Annotated in this window: 15 protein-coding genes; 8 read left to right on the top strand and 7 right to left on the bottom strand. The window is 66.5% G+C overall.

Translation table 11 applies throughout. The features are described 5' to 3' along the window. The first annotated feature begins 55 nt into the window (after positions 1 to 55). Positions 56 to 424 (top strand): response regulator, encoded by a 369-nt coding sequence (locus AC1RM6_RS17990; RefSeq protein WP_493103662.1) that lies wholly within the window; start codon positions 56 to 58, stop codon positions 422 to 424. A 51-nt stretch (positions 425 to 475) separates the two neighbouring features. Here the strand turns inward: AC1RM6_RS17990 and dmeF are convergent, their stop codons facing one another. The 6 genes from dmeF to AC1RM6_RS17960 all read right to left on the bottom strand — a co-directional run bounded on the left by dmeF (position 476) and on the right by AC1RM6_RS17960 (position 4,950). After that, positions 476 to 1,420 carry a CDF family Co(II)/Ni(II) efflux transporter DmeF gene (gene dmeF, locus AC1RM6_RS17985; protein ID WP_493103660.1) on the bottom strand — a complete coding sequence of 315 codons (945 nt, stop codon included), beginning with the start codon at positions 1,418 to 1,420 and terminating at the stop codon, positions 476 to 478. 8 nt (positions 1,421 to 1,428) lie between these two features. After that, positions 1,429 to 1,704 (bottom strand): metal/formaldehyde-sensitive transcriptional repressor, encoded by a 276-nt coding sequence (locus tag AC1RM6_RS17980; protein WP_493103658.1) that lies wholly within the window; start codon positions 1,702 to 1,704, stop codon positions 1,429 to 1,431. Between the two features lie 102 nt (positions 1,705 to 1,806). Next, positions 1,807 to 2,016, bottom strand: coding sequence for a hypothetical protein (locus AC1RM6_RS17975; protein ID WP_493103656.1), 210 nt, complete (start codon positions 2,014 to 2,016; stop codon positions 1,807 to 1,809). A gap of 75 nt (positions 2,017 to 2,091) precedes the next feature. Then, positions 2,092 to 2,307, bottom strand: a complete 216-nt coding sequence (locus tag AC1RM6_RS17970; protein ID WP_493103655.1) for a hypothetical protein — start codon at positions 2,305 to 2,307, stop codon at positions 2,092 to 2,094. A gap of 683 nt (positions 2,308 to 2,990) precedes the next feature. After that, positions 2,991 to 3,818, bottom strand: a complete 828-nt coding sequence (locus AC1RM6_RS17965) for a flagellin N-terminal helical domain-containing protein (RefSeq protein WP_493103653.1) — start codon at positions 3,816 to 3,818, stop codon at positions 2,991 to 2,993. Between the two features lie 304 nt (positions 3,819 to 4,122). After that, positions 4,123 to 4,950 carry a flagellin N-terminal helical domain-containing protein gene (locus AC1RM6_RS17960; protein ID WP_493103651.1) on the bottom strand — a complete coding sequence of 276 codons (828 nt, stop codon included), beginning with the start codon at positions 4,948 to 4,950 and terminating at the stop codon, positions 4,123 to 4,125. A 189-nt stretch (positions 4,951 to 5,139) separates the two neighbouring features. Between AC1RM6_RS17960 and AC1RM6_RS17955 the strand changes: the two genes are divergently transcribed. Further along, positions 5,140 to 7,377 carry an O-linked N-acetylglucosamine transferase, SPINDLY family protein gene (locus tag AC1RM6_RS17955; protein ID WP_493103649.1) on the top strand — a complete coding sequence of 746 codons (2,238 nt, stop codon included), beginning with the start codon at positions 5,140 to 5,142 and terminating at the stop codon, positions 7,375 to 7,377. A 138-nt stretch (positions 7,378 to 7,515) separates the two neighbouring features. Further along, on the top strand, positions 7,516 to 8,985 hold the full coding sequence (locus AC1RM6_RS17950) for an aldehyde dehydrogenase family protein (RefSeq protein ID WP_493103647.1): 1,470 nt from the start codon (positions 7,516 to 7,518) through the stop codon (positions 8,983 to 8,985). Between the two features lie 84 nt (positions 8,986 to 9,069). Here AC1RM6_RS17950 and AC1RM6_RS17945 read toward each other — a convergent pair whose 3' ends face one another. Next, entirely contained in the window at positions 9,070 to 9,513 is a 444-nt protein-coding gene (locus tag AC1RM6_RS17945) for an Rrf2 family transcriptional regulator (RefSeq protein ID WP_493103645.1), read from the bottom strand. A 96-nt stretch (positions 9,514 to 9,609) separates the two neighbouring features. On the opposite strand from AC1RM6_RS17945, the gene AC1RM6_RS17940 reads away from it, so the two are divergent. The 5 genes from AC1RM6_RS17940 to AC1RM6_RS17920 all read left to right on the top strand — a co-directional run bounded on the left by AC1RM6_RS17940 (position 9,610) and on the right by AC1RM6_RS17920 (position 15,335). Continuing rightward, the gene (locus AC1RM6_RS17940; RefSeq protein WP_493103644.1) at positions 9,610 to 10,284 is read left to right on the top strand and encodes a TehB-like domain-containing protein; all 675 of its coding nucleotides are present in this window, start codon (positions 9,610 to 9,612) and stop codon (positions 10,282 to 10,284) included. 40 nt (positions 10,285 to 10,324) lie between these two features. Further along, the gene (hmpA, locus tag AC1RM6_RS17935) at positions 10,325 to 11,536 is read left to right on the top strand and encodes an NO-inducible flavohemoprotein (protein ID WP_493103642.1); all 1,212 of its coding nucleotides are present in this window, start codon (positions 10,325 to 10,327) and stop codon (positions 11,534 to 11,536) included. 257 nt (positions 11,537 to 11,793) lie between these two features. Further along, positions 11,794 to 13,047, top strand: coding sequence for an MFS transporter (locus AC1RM6_RS17930; RefSeq protein ID WP_493103641.1), 1,254 nt, complete (start codon positions 11,794 to 11,796; stop codon positions 13,045 to 13,047). A 68-nt stretch (positions 13,048 to 13,115) separates the two neighbouring features. Next, complete coding sequence (locus AC1RM6_RS17925) at positions 13,116 to 14,012, top strand: LysR family transcriptional regulator (protein WP_493103638.1); 897 nt, start codon at positions 13,116 to 13,118, stop codon at positions 14,010 to 14,012. 81 nt (positions 14,013 to 14,093) lie between these two features. Continuing rightward, entirely contained in the window at positions 14,094 to 15,335 is a 1,242-nt protein-coding gene (locus AC1RM6_RS17920; protein ID WP_493103636.1) for an amidohydrolase family protein, read from the top strand. The last annotated feature ends 5 nt before the right edge of the window (positions 15,336 to 15,340 follow it).

Below are 15,340 nucleotides of genomic sequence, written 5' to 3'. Positions count from 1 at the left end.
ATAGCGGGGGCGGATAAGAAGGCCATATGAGGCCGAAACTGGGGGGTAGCAGCGCTTGTCCGGATCGGTCCGTCCCGATGCACCCCTGGTCATCATCGCCGACGACGAGGAAGATCAGTGTGCCGAACTGGCGTTCCATGTCGAGACGCTGGGCTATCGCACCTTGTGCTTCACCTCGGGCGAGGATGCGCTGGCGGCGATGGTCGAACATCGGCCGATGGCGATGCTGCTCGACATCAACCTGCCGGCACGCACCGGGATCAGGATCGCCGAACTGGTCGGCGGGATCGACAGCAGGGTGCGGATCTACATGATCTCGGGTTCGGCCGAGCGCTGCGAAGAGGCCAAGGAGAGCCAGCTCGGCACGGTGCTGTCGAAGCCGCTGAGCCGCGACATGCTCAGCCATATCCTGCCGCGGCTTTGATACCAACGGCGAAGGGGCGTCAGGGCTTTCGCTCGTTGGTATGAGGGCCGGTCAGCAGCGTTCGATCGTGATGTGGCGCAATTCGTGGACCGGCTGCAGGCGCCGCCGCAGTTCGCCGGCATCGAGCGCGGGGTCTTCGGAGACATAGGAGACGATCGCAGCATGGGCGTCGGGCCCGAGCTGCCAGACATGGAGGTCGGCGATCGTCGCATCGCCGGGGCCTTCGATCGCTTCGCGAACCTCGCCGGCGATATGCGCGTCGGTGCGGTCGAGCAGGATGGCGGCGGTGTCGCGCATCAGCGACCAGGCCCAGCGGGCGATGACGACGCCGCCGACGATCCCCATCACCGGATCGAGCCAGACCCAGCCGAGGAAACGGCCCGCGAGCAGCGCCGAGATCGCCAGTACCGAGGTCAGCGCGTCGGCGAGGACATGGACATAGGCCGAACGCAGATTATTGTCCCGGCCTTCGCCATGCCCATGATGATGGTCATGGTCGTGATGGTGATGGTGGCCATGCGAATGGCCGTGATCATGGCTGCCCGACAGCAGCAGCGCACTGACGATGTTCACCGCAAGGCCGATTACGGCGATGATCGTCGCCTCGCCGAACGCGACAGGCGCCGGTTCGAGCAGTCGCATCGTCGATTCGACGCCGATGCCGAGCGCGACAATGCCAAGCACCAGCGCCGAGGCGAAGCCGGCGAGTTCGCCGACCTTGCCGGTGCCGAAGCTGTAGCGAGGATCGCAGGCATGGCGGCGAGCGTAGCGATAGGCCGCGGCGGCGACGCCCAGCGCGCCGGCATGGGTCGCCATATGGAAGCCGTCGGCGAGCAGCGCCATCGATCCGGTCGCATAGCCGGCGGCAATCTCTCCGACCATCATCGCGGCGGTCAGGATCACCACCCAGAAGGTCCGTCGGGCATTGGCGTCGTGCGCCGCGCCCAGGAAGACATGGTCGTGCGCATGGGCGCCGATGTCGGATCGCGACGCCATGATCGCGCTCATTTGGCGTAGCGGCGGATGGCGGCGATCAGTTCCTCGGCGCCCTCCTGCCGTTGTTCGGGGGTGAGGCCTTCGAGCGCGACATGCTCGCGAATATGCGATTCGACGAGTTCGTCCATCAACCCGCCGACCGCGCCGCGCACCGCCGCGGTCTGGTGGAGGGTGACCGCGCAATCCTCGTCGCCGAGGATCGCGCGCTCGATCGCCTCGAGCTGGCCGACGATGCGGCGGATGCGTTTGACCAGCGCGTCGCGCTGTTTTCCAAGATGAGCCATAGGATACCCCCCTATGGTATATGTGACGGCGAGTCACGCCCGATGACAGGGGGAGACGAACAAGGAAATTGCGTGAGGCCCGGCAAAGCCCTTCCGGGACGCTCAGACGAGCGCGAGCCGTTGGAGATGGAGCCTGAACTGCGACGAGGTCCAGCGCTGCGGTTCCTCGGCGAGCAGCCTGCAGCGTGCGGCGTGGAGATCGGCGAGCGCGCGGTGGCGCATGGCGATATCCGCGTCGGCGGCATTGGCCGCATTCGTGCGGCACATCAGTTCGCGCCGCCGATAATAGGCGATGTCGGCCGATATCGACATGAAAACCTCCGGCGTCTGCGTCAGCGGAGTCGTGCTGACCGGCGTGATCCTACGACCGCCGGACTGGCCGCAGCCTTAATCCGGCTGTAGGCTGTCGTTCATCTTGGGAGGGTCTTCGTTCGCGCCGGATTTGCCGGGAAGCTGCGCTTCGGCGACGTCGATCGCGCGCAGCAGATCGTCGAAGGAACCATGGTCGCCGATCGGAAAGGCGGTTCGGAAACCGCTGCCGAGCAGGTCGAGATCGTTCTGGGTGAGCAGCGCCACCGCCACGAACTTCCTGCCCTCCGACATCCCGGCCTCCACATACGCGACCAACGCTTGCGAACCCAACGCAACAAGCGGGCAAAGAGTGCCAGTTTCTTTCGCGGTGGCGAAGGATTTTTTGCGGAAACGTCCGCCGCCCGATCCAATCCGGCTCCGGAACCTCTTCGATGCAGAACCATCCTAGAGTGGGTCCTGATCAGATTGATCAGAACACACTCCACATTGTCCTTGTTTGCCGTGATTTCCAAGCCGGCAGATATTCTATCTGCCTCGAAATCACTCTAGCGGCGCAACCGCCAGGGCGCTTCTCCCGAATGCGCCGAGTCTGTCTCGATCGGGCGGGGTGTCGGCGCTTATCGACCGGCACCAAACGCCAATGTGCGCCCCCGCGAAATGTCGCGGCGACGTTTGCTTCGTGAGCCGGGCACGGGCCGATCATGCGCCGCGCCATGTCGATGCGACATGGGGCGCAGGCCGGGCGTAGCGCGCGGGTCTGCCGTCAGGCGAGGGATCGGCGTCGTCGGGGACGGTTGCCGCTCAAACCTGTCTGCCTGTCTTCGTCTGGACTGCCTCTCGATGGTGGGCGGCTATCCCTTGCGCGATGTCGTTTCGCCCAGGTTCGGGATCGACGGCGACGCAATATCCGATGGGTCACGTCAGCGAGAGGGCCCTGGTCGGGCGTCCGGCGGGCGTGTCGGAAGGATAGCCGCTTATTTCAGGAGGCTCATCACGTTCTGCTGGCTCTGGTTCGCCTGGGCGAGCATCGCGGTCGAAGCCTGCGAGAGGATCTGCGACTTGGCGAGCGCCGTGGATTCCGCCGAGAAGTCCGTGTCCTCGATGCGCGAGCGCGCTTCGGACAGGTTGGTCACGTTCGCGTTGAGCACGTTGACCGCGGCGTCGAGACGGTTCTGGGTCGCACCGAGCGTCGCACGGGCGGTCGAAACCTGGGTGACCGCGGCGTCGGCGGCGGTGATCGCGGACTGGGCGTTGGCGACGGTGTCGACCTTGATCGTGCTGGTATAGAGCGCCGAAACCTTGTCGAGCCCGTCGATCGAGATCGTCGTCGTGCTGTTGGTGGCGTCGATGCCGGTCTGGATACCGAAGGTGGTCGCCACCGAGGTCGCGCTGAACAGCGTGTTGCCGTTGAATTTGGTGTTCGAGACCACGTCGGTCATCTGCGCCTGGAGCGCGGAGACTTCGGCCTGGATGTTGGTTCGGTCGGACGAGGTGTAGGTGCCGTTGGCCGACTGGACAGCCAGTTCGCGGACACGCTGCGCCATGTTGCCGACTTCGGCGAGCGCGCCTTCAGCGGTCTGCGCCAGCGAGATGCCGTCATTGGCGTTGCGGATCGCGACGTTCATGCCGCGGATCGACGAGGTCATCGACGCGGAGATGGCGAGGCCGGCGGCGTCGTCCTTCGCGCTGTTGATGCGCTTGCCGCTCGACAGGCGTTCCATCGCGGTGCCCATCGCCTTGTCCGCCAGCCTGCTCGCATTCTGCGAGCGGAGCGACGAGATATTCGTGTTGATTACGGTCATCATGGTCCCTTCCGGGACACGTCCGAGTGATTCGGCTGGCGTCCCTATCAACGGCCCCTTTTGGGGGAACGAATGAATTTTTAGGGTTAATTGGTGTAAAAACCGTTAACCAAACACGGCTTCGACACGCACCATCATGCCCTTCGGCGGCATATTTGCGAAAATATGCGCGTTTCGGGGGTTTTTCGACCGTAAGGATCGTTAACCGGCGTCAGATCCCCGGGGGATCGTCGACGATGCCGATCAGGATATCGAAAGATAAGCCCCGGTGAAAGGACCAGGAACACCGGGGCTTATCTAGGGCTTACCTCAGCAGGCTCATGACATTCTGCTGGCTCTGGTTCGCCTGGGCGAGCATGGCCGTCGATGCCTGCGAGAGGATCTGGGATTTGGCGAGCGAGCTCGATTCCACCGAGAAATCGGCGTCCTCGATGCGCGAGCGCGCTTCGGAGAGGTTGGTGACGTTCGCGGTCAGCACGTTGACCGCGGCGTCGAGGCGGTTCTGGGTCGCACCGAGCGTCGCGCGGGCGTTCGAGACCTGGGTGATCGCGGCGTCGGCGGCGGTGATCGTCGACTGGGCGTTCGAGGCGGAGTCGACCTTGACGCTGGTGGCGTAGAGCGCGGCGACCTTGTCGAGCCCGTCGATCGAGATCGTCGTCGTGCTGTTGGTGGCGTCGATGCCGGTCTGGATGTCGAAGGTCGTCGCGGTCGACGCTGCGCTGAACAGCGTGTTGCCGTTGAACTTCGAATTGGTGACGACGTCGGTCATCTGCGCCTGGAGCGCGGTGACTTCGGTTTGCAGATTGGCGCGATCGGTCGAGGTATAGGTGCCGTTGGCCGACTGGACTGCCAGTTCGCGGATGCGCTGCGCCATGTTGCCGACTTCGGCGAGCGCGCCTTCCGCGGTCTGCGAGAGCGAGATGCCGTCGTTGGCGTTGCGGATCGCGACGTTCATGCCGCGCACCGACGACGTCATCGACGAGGAGATGGCGAGGCCGGCGGCGTCGTCCTTCGCGCTGTTGATGCGCTTGCCGCTGGAAAGGCGCTCCATGGCCGTGCTCAGCGCCTTGTCGGCAAGGCGGCTGGCATTTTGGGAGCGAAGCGACGAGACGTTGGTGTTGATTACGGTCATAACAAGCCCTTGTGTGACGCAATCCGATATGGGTAGGCGTCCTAGCTACATCAGGGTTAACGACAGCGACCGGCGGAGCTTTAGGGGCTAAATGACGAGGTCGAAAAAGAGCTGTCGCGAGGCGACGGCAGGCCGCGGAAACCCGCTTCTCCAGCGGGCTGGCGCCGCGAAAACGGAGCAGGGTGCGCGATGACCATGTCGATCGGGCGGGAGCGCGAAGAAGCCGCCTATCTGCTGGCGAATGGCGCCTATTTCGAGGCCGCGCGGCTCTATGTGGCGATGCTCGACCGCGACCCCGCGGACATGGCCGCGGCTGCCGCGCTGCACGCGATCTACGCGCCGCCGTTCGAGGCGCGCTTCGGCGCCGATGTCGGCCTGATGCAGCAGGATTATGGTAAAGGCGACTTCATCCGCGCGCGCGAACGCGCCGAGATATTGATCCTGCTGCGGCCCGACCTCGACGCGCTTCACAATTTCGCGGGAGCCGTCGCCGCTGCCGCCGGCGATCCGCAAGCCGCGCTCGCCAGCTATGACCGGGCGATCGGGCTGCGCAGCGATTCCGCCGAAGCCTGGTCGAACCGCGGCGCGGCGTTGCGCGACCTCGGGCGGCTGGCCGAAGCGCTGGCGAGCAGCGACATGGCGATCGGGTTCAGGCCCGATCATGCCGATGCCCATCTCAACCGCGGGCTGATCCTGCACGATCTCGACCGGCTCGACGAGGCGGTCGCCGCCTATGACGTCGCGATCATGCTGCGGCCAGCCCTCGACAAGGCCCATTACAACCGTGGCAATGCGTTGCGCGATCTCAAACGGCTCGATGCTGCGGCGGAGAGCTATTTGCTGGCGATCGGCGCGAAGCCCGACCAGGTCGATGCCTGGTCGAACCTGGGCAATGTGCTGCAGGCGCTCGGTCGGCTCGACGAGGCGCTGGCCAGCCACGACCAGGCGATCGCGATCGCCCCGGAACATGCGGTCGGCCATTTCAACCGTGGCAGCGTCCTGCAGGAACAGCGCCGCTTCGACGAGGCGGCGGCGGCCTATGAGGCGGCGCTGGGCCGCGATCCCGGGCTGGCCGATGCCGCGGGCCGGCTGTTCTTCATGCGTGCCAATATGTGCCTGTGGCCGGTCGCGACTGGACCGATCGCGCTGGCGGCGCTGGGGATCGAGACCGCCGCGGTGGCGCCGTTCAGTCTGCTGGCGCTCGAGGACGATCCCCGCCGCGATCTGCTGCGCGTCGAGGCCTGGGCGAGGCGCAGTCATGGCCTGACCGCGGTCACCGTTCCGGCGCCGGCAGCGGGGCCCCGGATTCGGATCGGCTATTATTCGGCCGATTTCCACGACCATGCGACGATGCTGCTGATGGCGCGGCTGTTCGAACTGCACGATCGCGACCGGTTCGAAATCCACGCCTTCTCTTATGGTCCCGACCGCGACGATGGCTTGCGCCGGCGCCTGCTGGCGGCGGTCGAACATTTCCACGACGTCCGCGCGATGGGCGATCAGGAGGTCGCGGCGCTGTCGCGCGACCTGTCGATCGACATCGCGGTCGACCTCAAGGGCTATACCCAGGATTCGCGCCCGGGAATCCTCGCGCATCGCGCAGCGCCGTTGCAGGTCAATTATCTCGGCTATCCCGGATCGATGGGGGCCGGCTTCATCGATTATCTGGTCGCCGACACGGTGCTGGTGCCGGAGGCGAGCCGCCATCATTATCGCGAGAAGATCGTCGCGCTGCCCGGATCCTATCAGGTCAACGACGACGGCAGGCCGATCGCGGCAGATGCGCCCGATCGAGAGGCGCTGGGGTTGCCGACGACCGGTTTCGTGTTCTGCTGCTTCAACAACAACTACAAGATCGGGCCCGCGGAGTTCGATATCTGGATGCGCTGCCTGGCGTGGGTCGAGGGCAGCGTGCTGTGGCTGCTGCGCGACAATATATGGGCGGAGGCCAATTTGCGACGCGAAGCGGAGGCGCGGGGGATCGCGCCGGACCGGCTCGTCTTCGCCGAAAGAATGCCGCCCGCCGATCATCTGGCACGCCAGCGCCATGCCGATCTGTTCCTCGATACGTTCCATTGCAACGCCCACACCACTGCCAGCGATGCGCTATGGGCGGGGCTGCCGGTCGTCACCCGGCTCGGCGAGGGCTTTGCCGCCCGGGTGGCGGGCAGCCTGCTTCATGCGCTCGACCTTCCCGAACTCGTCACCGACAGCGGCGCGGCCTATGAGGCGCTGATCGTCGCGCTGGCGACCGATCCCGCCAGGCTGGCCGCGATCCGGGCGAGACTCGCCGCCAACCGGTCGACCCATAGGCTGTTCGACAGCGCGCGCTTCGCCCGCGCGCTCGAGCGCGGCTATGCGATGATCCACGCGCGACGGATTGCGGGGCAGGCGCCCGACCATGTCGTGGTGCCCGACGAGGGGTGAAGCGGGCCGATTTCATCAGCCTGGCCGGATGCCATCCCTAACATCGCTCGCGCGATACGCTCCCCCCTTGCCGAGGCGGCGCGGTCATGTCCATTTGCGGACCAAGCCCAAGCTAGAATCCAAGGACAGGATAACGAAATGGCAGCCCTTCCCGACGCCAAGCTCTTCATCGACGGCCAACTGCGCGATGCCGAAGGCGGCAAGACCTATGATGTGATCGGTCCGTGGACGGGCGAGCCCGTCAGCAAGGCCGCCGATGCCTCGGCCGCCGATGTCGACGCCGCGATCGTCGCCGCCCGCACGGCTTTCGACACCACCGACTGGTCGACCAATGTCGAGCAGCGGGTCGCGCTGGTGACCAAGCTGCGCGACCTGTTCCGCGCCAATTACGAGCGGCTGTCGGACCTGGCCCGGCAGGAAGCCGGCGCCGCCTGCGGCGCGGTCAGCCGCGCGCATGTCGACATGGCGCTCGACGGCTGGGACGATTATCTCGCCGTCTTCCCGCAGGTGAAGTGGGAGAAGGATTACGGCACCCGCACCGGCTATGGTTTCGAGAGCCATCGCAAGGCGGTCTACGAGCCGATCGGCGTGGTCGCGGCGATCACGCCGTGGAACGTCCCGCTCTACGTCAATGTCGGCAAGGTCGTCGCGGCCCTGCTCGCCGGCTGCACCGTGATCCTGAAGCCCGCGCCCAACACCCCGGGCATGGGATCGATCTTCGGCGAACTGGCTGCCGAGGCGGGCTTCCCCGCCGGCGTGATCAACGTGATCTTCGGCAACGATCCGGCGCTGGTCGGCGAACTGCTGGTCAAGGACCCGCGCGTCGACCTGATCAGCTTCACCGGGTCGACCGGGGTCGGCAAGCGGATCATGCAGGAAGGGGCCGCCACCCTGAAGCGCGTCTTCCTCGAACTCGGCGGCAAGTCGGCAAAGATCGTGCTCGACGACGCCCCCAATTTCGCGATGGAAGTCGCGACGACGATGCTGGTGTTCCACGCGGGGCAGGGCTGCGCGGTGCAGTCGCGCCTGCTGGTGCCGCGGAGCCGCTATGAGGAAGCCAAGGCGATCCTCAAGCACAGCTATGCCAGCTTCGGCGACAATTGGGGCGATTTCGAAAACCCCCAGCACATCATGGGTCCGGTCGTGTCGAAGCGGCAGATGGAGCGGGTGATGTCCTATATCGAGCTCGGCCAGAAGGAAGGCGCGACCCTGATCGCCGGCGGCAAGGCGCGGCCCGACAAGGGCAATGGCTATTTCATCGAGCCGACCTGTTTCGCCGACGTCACCAACGACATGCGCATCGCCCAGGAGGAGATTTTCGGGCCGGTGCTGGTGGTGATCCCGTTCGAGGACGACGAGGATGCGATCCGCATCGCCAACGAGAGCGACTATGGCCTGGGCGGCGGCGTCTCGTCGGGCGATTTCGACCGGGCGATGAATATCGCCAAGAAGGTCCGCACCGGCACGATGAGCGTCAACGGCGGGATGAGCATCGCCGGCGACATTCCGTTCGGCGGTTACAAGAGCAGCGGCATCGGCCGCGAATGGGGTCTGGAAGGGATCGAGGAGTTCCTCGAGACCAAGCTGATCGCCTGGCGCGCCGCCTGATCCGACGATTGCCGGGCGATCTCGCCCGGCGACAACCGACCATCGGAGCCGGCTCCGCCCCAACGGGCGGGGCCGGCTTCCTGGTTATAGGCGGGTGGCGACCGCGGCTTCGGGGGGACCGAACAGCGCCTGAAGGTCGCGCCGCCGCACCATCAGGTCGTCGAGCGTATATTTGTCGAGCACCGCAAGGAAGGCGGCGGTCGCCTCGTTGAGGATGCGGGGCAGGGTGCAGGCCGGGGCGACGACGCAGCCGTCGCAGTCGACCAGGTCGAACCCTTCCTCGGTATGGCGCACCACCGCGCCGATATTGATCTCGCCGGCCGGGCGGCCGAGCCGGATGCCGCCGCCGCGGCCGCGCTGGGTCGCGACATAGCCCGCCTTGCCGAGATCGTGGACCACCTTCATCAGATGGTTCTGCGAGATGTGATAGGCCTGTGCGATCTCGGCGATCGACGACAGGCGCTCGCCGCGCGCACCAAGGTGGATCAGCACGCGCATCGCATAATCGGTATATCGGGACAGCCGCATGCCGGCTTTCTAGCGCATCGCCTTTAACATGTAAAATACTTGCATCTTATCTGGTGTCGGAATAGATGCATTTTTAATGAATGTTTGAGGTGAGTCGTGAACGACATCGTCGATGAGGCAGCGCTTCCGGCGCTGCTCGAGAGATTTTACGGGCTGGTGCGCGCCGATGCCGAACTCGGGCCGGTGTTCGAGGCCTCGGTCGGCGACTGGCCGGCGCATCTGGCGCGGCTCGCCGATTTCTGGTCGTCGATCATGCTGACCAGCGGCCGCTATAAGGGCAATCCGATGCGTGAACATCTGCGCCATGCCGACCGCATCACCGCGCCGATGTTCGACCGCTGGCTGGCCTTGTGGCGTCAGGCGACCGCCGAACAGCTCGTGCCGACCGCCGCCGCGGCGATGGTCGCCAAGGCCGAACGGATCGCCGAGAGCCTGCAACTGGCGCTCAAGCTGCGCACCCCCGAGGGGCGGCGGGCGATGCTCGAAAAGCGGCCGGCGTCGGTGCCCTATCGGTCGACCCCGGTGTTCGAGACAGGGTCGCTGCCGAAGGCGCTGCAGCGTGCCCATGCGACCAAAGCGGGGGTCTGCGGTGTGGTCCGCGTGCTCGATGGGCAATTGCGCCTGACCTTCGAGGCCGACGGCCGCACCGCGATCCTCGACCCCGGCACGCCGGGCCGGCTCGATCCGGAAGAGCTTCACCATGTCGAACCGATCGGCGCGATGCGGATGCGGGTCGATTTCTACGATCATCCCCCGATCCTGAACCCCTGATCCCCCCGCGGCCGAGCGCCGCTTCCCAAGGAGAATGACGATGAGCAATCCGCTGTCCGCGGAGACGATCGCGTGCGTCAAGGCCACCGTGCCCGCGCTCGCCGAACATGGCGCGGCGATCACCGCCGCCATGTATACCCGCCTGTTCGAGGATGCGCGGATCCGCGCGCTGTTCAACCACAGCAACCAGGGCGAGGGCGGGGCGCAGGTCAACGCGCTGGCCGCGGCGATCCTCGGCTATGCCCGCAACATCGACAATCTCGCGGTGCTCGGGCCGGTGGTCGAGCGGATCGCGCAGAAGCATATCGGCTATCATATCCTGCCCGAACATTATCCGTTCGTCGCCGATGCGCTGCTCGGGGCGATCGCCGAGGTGCTCGGCGCGGCCGCGACCCCGGAAATCCTCGCCGCCTGGGGCGAGGCCTATTGGTTCCTCGCCGACATTCTCCAGGGGCGCGAGACGATCATCCGCGCCGACATCGAAGCCACCGCCGGCGGCTGGCATGGCTGGCGTCCCTTCGTGGTCGAGAGCCGCACCGACGAGAGCCGCATCATCACCTCGTTCGTGCTGCGGCCTGCGGATGGCGGGCCGGTGATCCGCCACAAGCCCGGCCAATATCTGACGCTGCAGTTCGAACGCCGCGGTCTGCCGCCGCTCAAGCGCAACTACAGCATCTCCAACGGCCCGAACGAGCGCGCCTATCGGATCTCGGTGAAGCGCGAGCCGAACGGCGAGGGATCGAACTGGCTCCACGACCATGTCCAGGTCGGCGACCGGATCATGCTGACCCCGCCGGCGGGCGATTTCTTCCTGCCCGACGCGCCCGAGCGCGCGGTGGTGCTGCTGTCGGGCGGGGTCGGGCTGACGCCGATGGTCAGCATCGCCGAGCAGATCGCCGCCGCGCATCCGGGGCTCGAGACCCATTATGTCCATGGCACGATGAACAGCGCCACCCATGCGCTCCACGCCGATGTCCGGGCGGTCGCCGATCGCCACGGGCACATGTCGCTCACGGTCTTCTACAGCGATCCCGAACCCGCCGACGCCGCCGGCATCACCCATGATGTCGACGGGATGATCGACATCGCCTGGCTGCGCGCCAACGTTCCGGTCGACGATGCCGATTTCTATCTGTGCGGTCCGAAACCCTTCCTGCGCGCGCTGGTCGGCGGGCTGGCGGCGGCGGGTGTGCCCGGGGAGCGGATCCATTACGAGTTTTTTGGTCCGGCGGATGCACTGCTGGCGGCGTGAGGTTGTTTGATTTTGCCGTCGCCCCAGCGAAGGCTGGGGCCCATGGCTATCGCCTCATATGCTGCCATTTGGGGCCGGGCGATGGCGCTCTACGTGGCGCATAACCCGGCCTTACCGCCTGACGCACCAGCCATGGACCCCAGCCTTCGCTGGGGTGACGATATTTGTACCAAAGGTGCAAATAATTCTCACCGCCCTCTGGTCATGCCGATCCAAAGCGATCATCACTGTTCCGACAAGACAAGCGGGAGAGGAACATGCATGGCAGCAGCGCGCGCGGCGCGAGCGAGTGGCGGCAGCACTGGACGGTGCTGGTGCCCTGCCTGGCGGGGATCATGCTATGCGCGGTCCATGGCTATTCGCTCGGGGTGATGATCGGTCCGCTCGAACGCGAGTTCGGCTGGAGCCGCGCCGAGATCTCGACCGGTCCGCTGATCGTCGCGATGACCGCCTTGATCGGGGCGCCGTTGATCGGACGCGGGGTCGACCGGTTCGGTCCGCGCCGGATCGGGCTGATCGGTATCCTGTTCTTCTGCACGATGCTCGCATCGCTGTCGCTGGCGACGTCGAACATCCTGTCCTGGCTCGGGCTGTGGGCGTTGCTCGCGGTCTCGGCGATGTTCGTGATCCCGACGGTGTGGACTGCGGCGGTCACCAGCCTGTTCGTCGCCAACCGTGGCTTCGCGCTGGCGCTGACCCTGTGCGGCACCAGCCTGTGCGCGATGCTCACCCCGTTGCTGACCAACGGCCTGGTCCAGGCCTATGGCTGGCGCGGCGCCTATGTCGGGCTGGCGCTGATCTATGCGATGCTGGTGTTCCCGCCGGCCTGGCTGCTGTTCCGCACCCCGCTCGACATCCGGCGCGCCCCCGCGGCCGATGGACGGGCGGCGGCGGCGCCTCTGCTGTCCGGCTTCACCGTGCGCGCGGGGCTGGCGTCGCCGGCCTTCCTCAAGCTGGCGGCGGCGGTGATCGTCTATTCGCTGGCGCTGTGCGCGCTCACCACCAATGCAGTGCCGGTGCTGATGGGGCAGGGGCTGACCGCGCAGGCGGCCGCCGGGGTGGCGGGGCTGATCGGCATAGGCTCGCTGGTCGGGCGGCTCGGCGGCGGGCTGCTGCTCGACCGGATCGCCGCGAACCGGATCGCGGCGGCGAGCGTGCTGATCCCGGTGATCTCGGTGCTGCTGCTGCTCGCCTTTCCCGGGTCGATGCGCGCCGCGATCGCCGCCAGCCTGATCTTCGGCCTGTCGGCGGGGACCGAGGTCGATGCCTGCGCCTATCTCGCCGCGCGCCATTTCGGGCTGCGCAGCTTCGGCACGCTGTTCGGGGCGATCAACGGCCTGCTGCTGTTCGCCAACGGCCTCGCGCCGATGATCGCCAACGCCATCTACGACGCCACCCGCAGCTACGACATCTTCCTGTGGGCGGTGATCCCGGCCTGCATTGCCGCCTCGCTGCTGTTCCTGGCGATGGGCGCCTATCCCGACCATGAGGCGGAAGCGGTCGCCGGCTGAGGAGAATTGCGCGCGCCCGACCGTCCTCGCTATGCTTGGGGCATGATGCGTCGGGAAGAGGATAGAGGGTGATCGACCCGAGAGCTTTGCGGACCTTCCTCGCGGTCTGCCGCGCCAATTCGATCAGCGGCGGCGCGCGGCTGCTCAACATCTCGCAGCCATCGGTGTCGAACGCGATCGCCCAGCTCGAAGCGGCGACCGGGGTGTTGCTGTTCGAACGGTCGCGCTCGGGGATCGTGCTCACCCCCGAGGGGCAGGCGCTGCTGCGCCGCGCCGAGGCGATGGACGCGCTGCTGGGCGATGCCGAGGAGGAGGTGGCGCTGACCCGCAGCGGGATCGGCGGGCCGCTGCGGATCGGCGGCACCCCCGGCGCTCTGGTCAGCCTGCTGCCCGAGGCGGTCAAGCGGCTCGAGGCGCGCAATGGCCGCTTCGCGATGTATGTCCGCGAAAGCCCCGACAGCGAACTGGCGGCGATGCTTCAGCGCGGCGAGATCGAACTGGCCTTCGTCACCACCGGGATCGAGGAGCCCCCCGAGGGGATCGAGGAGACGACCTTCTCGCGCGATCCGTTCGCGCTGATCGTCGGGCGCCAGAACGATCATCTGCCGAGCCGGATCTCGCTCAAGGACATCATGCATCTGCGCTGGCTGATGCCCGAGGCGCGCGGCGCCTTTCGCCGCCAGGTCGACGCGCTGTTCATGGCCGCCGACGTCCAGCTGCCGCAGGACGTGATCCGTTGCGATTCGCTGCTGACCACCAAGGCGATCCTGCGGGCGACCGCGCGGGTGACGATCCTGCCGACCCGGGTGGCCGCCGCCGAGCTGTCGATCGGCGTGCTGCGTGCGATACCGATCACCGATGCCGCGTTCGGTCGCAGCATCGGCGTGCGCACGCTCAAGGGCGCGCGGCTGTCGAAGCTGGCGACCGAGCTGATGGAGGCGCTTATCCATAGCTTCAAGCTATGACGTACCGAAAAATCATTATTTTTCTTTAGATTCATTCGCGCTCATAACCGCCCCAGAACAAAGCGGGCAGGAGAGGTCGCGATGCGGCGGATCATCAAGAATGTGCGGATCTTCGACGGCAGCGGTGCCGCGCTCCGCCCCGGATCGGTGCTGATCGAGGATGATCACATCGCCGCGATCACCGACGCGACCGACGGCTTTTCCGACATCGAGGCCGATGACGTGATCGATGGGGTCGGCCGGACGCTGATGCCCGGCATGGTCGAGGCGCATGCGCATCTGTCCTGGCCGTCGTCGGTCGAGAAGATCTACCACACGCTGGTCCTGCCGCCCGACGAGATGCGGGTGGCGACCTGGCGCAATGCCCGGGTGCTGCTCGACCATGGCTTCACCAGCGCTTATTCGGCCGGCGCGCTCGCCGAGGAGATCGAGGTCGATCTCAAGGCCGAGATCGAGAGCGGCAAGACCCCGGGCCCGCGCCTCGTCGCCTCGACGATCGAGCGCAGCCCCGAGGGCGGCGAAGGCGTCGAGACCGGCGATGTCGACCATGGCCGCGGACCGGCGGCGATCTCGGCCTTCGTCGACAAATGCGCCGCGCTCGGCGTCGAATCGGTCAAGCTGCTGATCTCGGGCGAGGATGCGCTGCTGCCCGGCAGTTCGCAGCATATCCTCTATGAAGAGGACGAACTCCAGGCCGCCGATGTCGGCGCGCGGCGCCACGGCCTGTGGCTCGCGGCACACACCCAGGCCGCCGAGGCGATCAAGCTCGGCCTGCGCCACGGGGTGCGGGTGCTCTACCATTGCAGCTATGCCGATGCCGAGGCGCTGGCGATGCTCGAGGCGCACAAGGACGAGATTTTCGTCGCGCCCGCGATCGGCATCATCGTCGCGACGCTCGAGGCGACCCCGCCACCGCATATCGACATGAGCGGGATGAAGGAAAGCGCCAAGCCGGTGCTCGCGCTGACCCGCGAAATGATCCCCGAGCTGCGCCGGCGCGGGGTGCGGGTGCTGCCGGGCGGCGACTATGGCTTTCCGTTCAACCCCAATGGCCGCAACGCCCGCGACCTCCAGCATTTCGTCGACCTGTTCGGCTACAGCCCGGCCGAGGCGTTGAGCGCGGCGACGATGCTCGGCGGGCAGATGATGGGGCGCGGCCATGAGCTCGGCCTGGTGCGCGAGGGCTATCTCGCCGACCTGCTGCTGGTCGACGGCGATCCGACCGCGGACGTCGCGATCCTCCAGGATCCGGGGCGGATCGCGATGATCATGCAGGGCGGCCGATTGCACAAGGCGCCCGCGGCCAGCCTGGTCATCGCCTGAACCAT

The sequence above is a fragment of the Rhizorhabdus sp. GW822-FHT03C02 genome (assembly GCF_058801765.1).
Note: the sequence above shows the minus strand (reverse complement) of the source record. Positions and strands in the feature narration are given on the sequence as shown.

Excerpts from the sequence above, each read along its gene's own strand:
- dmeF (WP_493103660.1), bottom strand. The coding sequence starts at position 1,420 with ATGGCGTCGCGATCCGACATCGGCGCCCATGCGCACGACCATGTCTTC.
- AC1RM6_RS17980 (WP_493103658.1), bottom strand. The coding sequence starts at position 1,704 with ATGGCTCATCTTGGAAAACAGCGCGACGCGCTGGTCAAACGCATCCGC.
- AC1RM6_RS17975 (WP_493103656.1), bottom strand. The coding sequence starts at position 2,016 with ATGTCGATATCGGCCGACATCGCCTATTATCGGCGGCGCGAACTGATG.
- AC1RM6_RS17970 (WP_493103655.1), bottom strand. The coding sequence starts at position 2,307 with ATGTCGGAGGGCAGGAAGTTCGTGGCGGTGGCGCTGCTCACCCAGAAC.
- AC1RM6_RS17965 (WP_493103653.1), bottom strand. The coding sequence starts at position 3,818 with ATGACCGTAATCAACACGAATATCTCGTCGCTCCGCTCGCAGAATGCG.
- AC1RM6_RS17960 (WP_493103651.1), bottom strand. The coding sequence starts at position 4,950 with ATGACCGTAATCAACACCAACGTCTCGTCGCTTCGCTCCCAAAATGCC.
- AC1RM6_RS17955 (WP_493103649.1), top strand. The coding sequence starts at position 5,140 with ATGACCATGTCGATCGGGCGGGAGCGCGAAGAAGCCGCCTATCTGCTG.
- AC1RM6_RS17950 (WP_493103647.1), top strand. The coding sequence starts at position 7,516 with ATGGCAGCCCTTCCCGACGCCAAGCTCTTCATCGACGGCCAACTGCGC.
- AC1RM6_RS17945 (WP_493103645.1), bottom strand. The coding sequence starts at position 9,513 with ATGCGGCTGTCCCGATATACCGATTATGCGATGCGCGTGCTGATCCAC.
- hmpA (WP_493103642.1), top strand. The coding sequence starts at position 10,325 with ATGAGCAATCCGCTGTCCGCGGAGACGATCGCGTGCGTCAAGGCCACC.
- AC1RM6_RS17930 (WP_493103641.1), top strand. The coding sequence starts at position 11,794 with ATGCATGGCAGCAGCGCGCGCGGCGCGAGCGAGTGGCGGCAGCACTGG.
- AC1RM6_RS17920 (WP_493103636.1), top strand. The coding sequence starts at position 14,094 with ATGCGGCGGATCATCAAGAATGTGCGGATCTTCGACGGCAGCGGTGCC.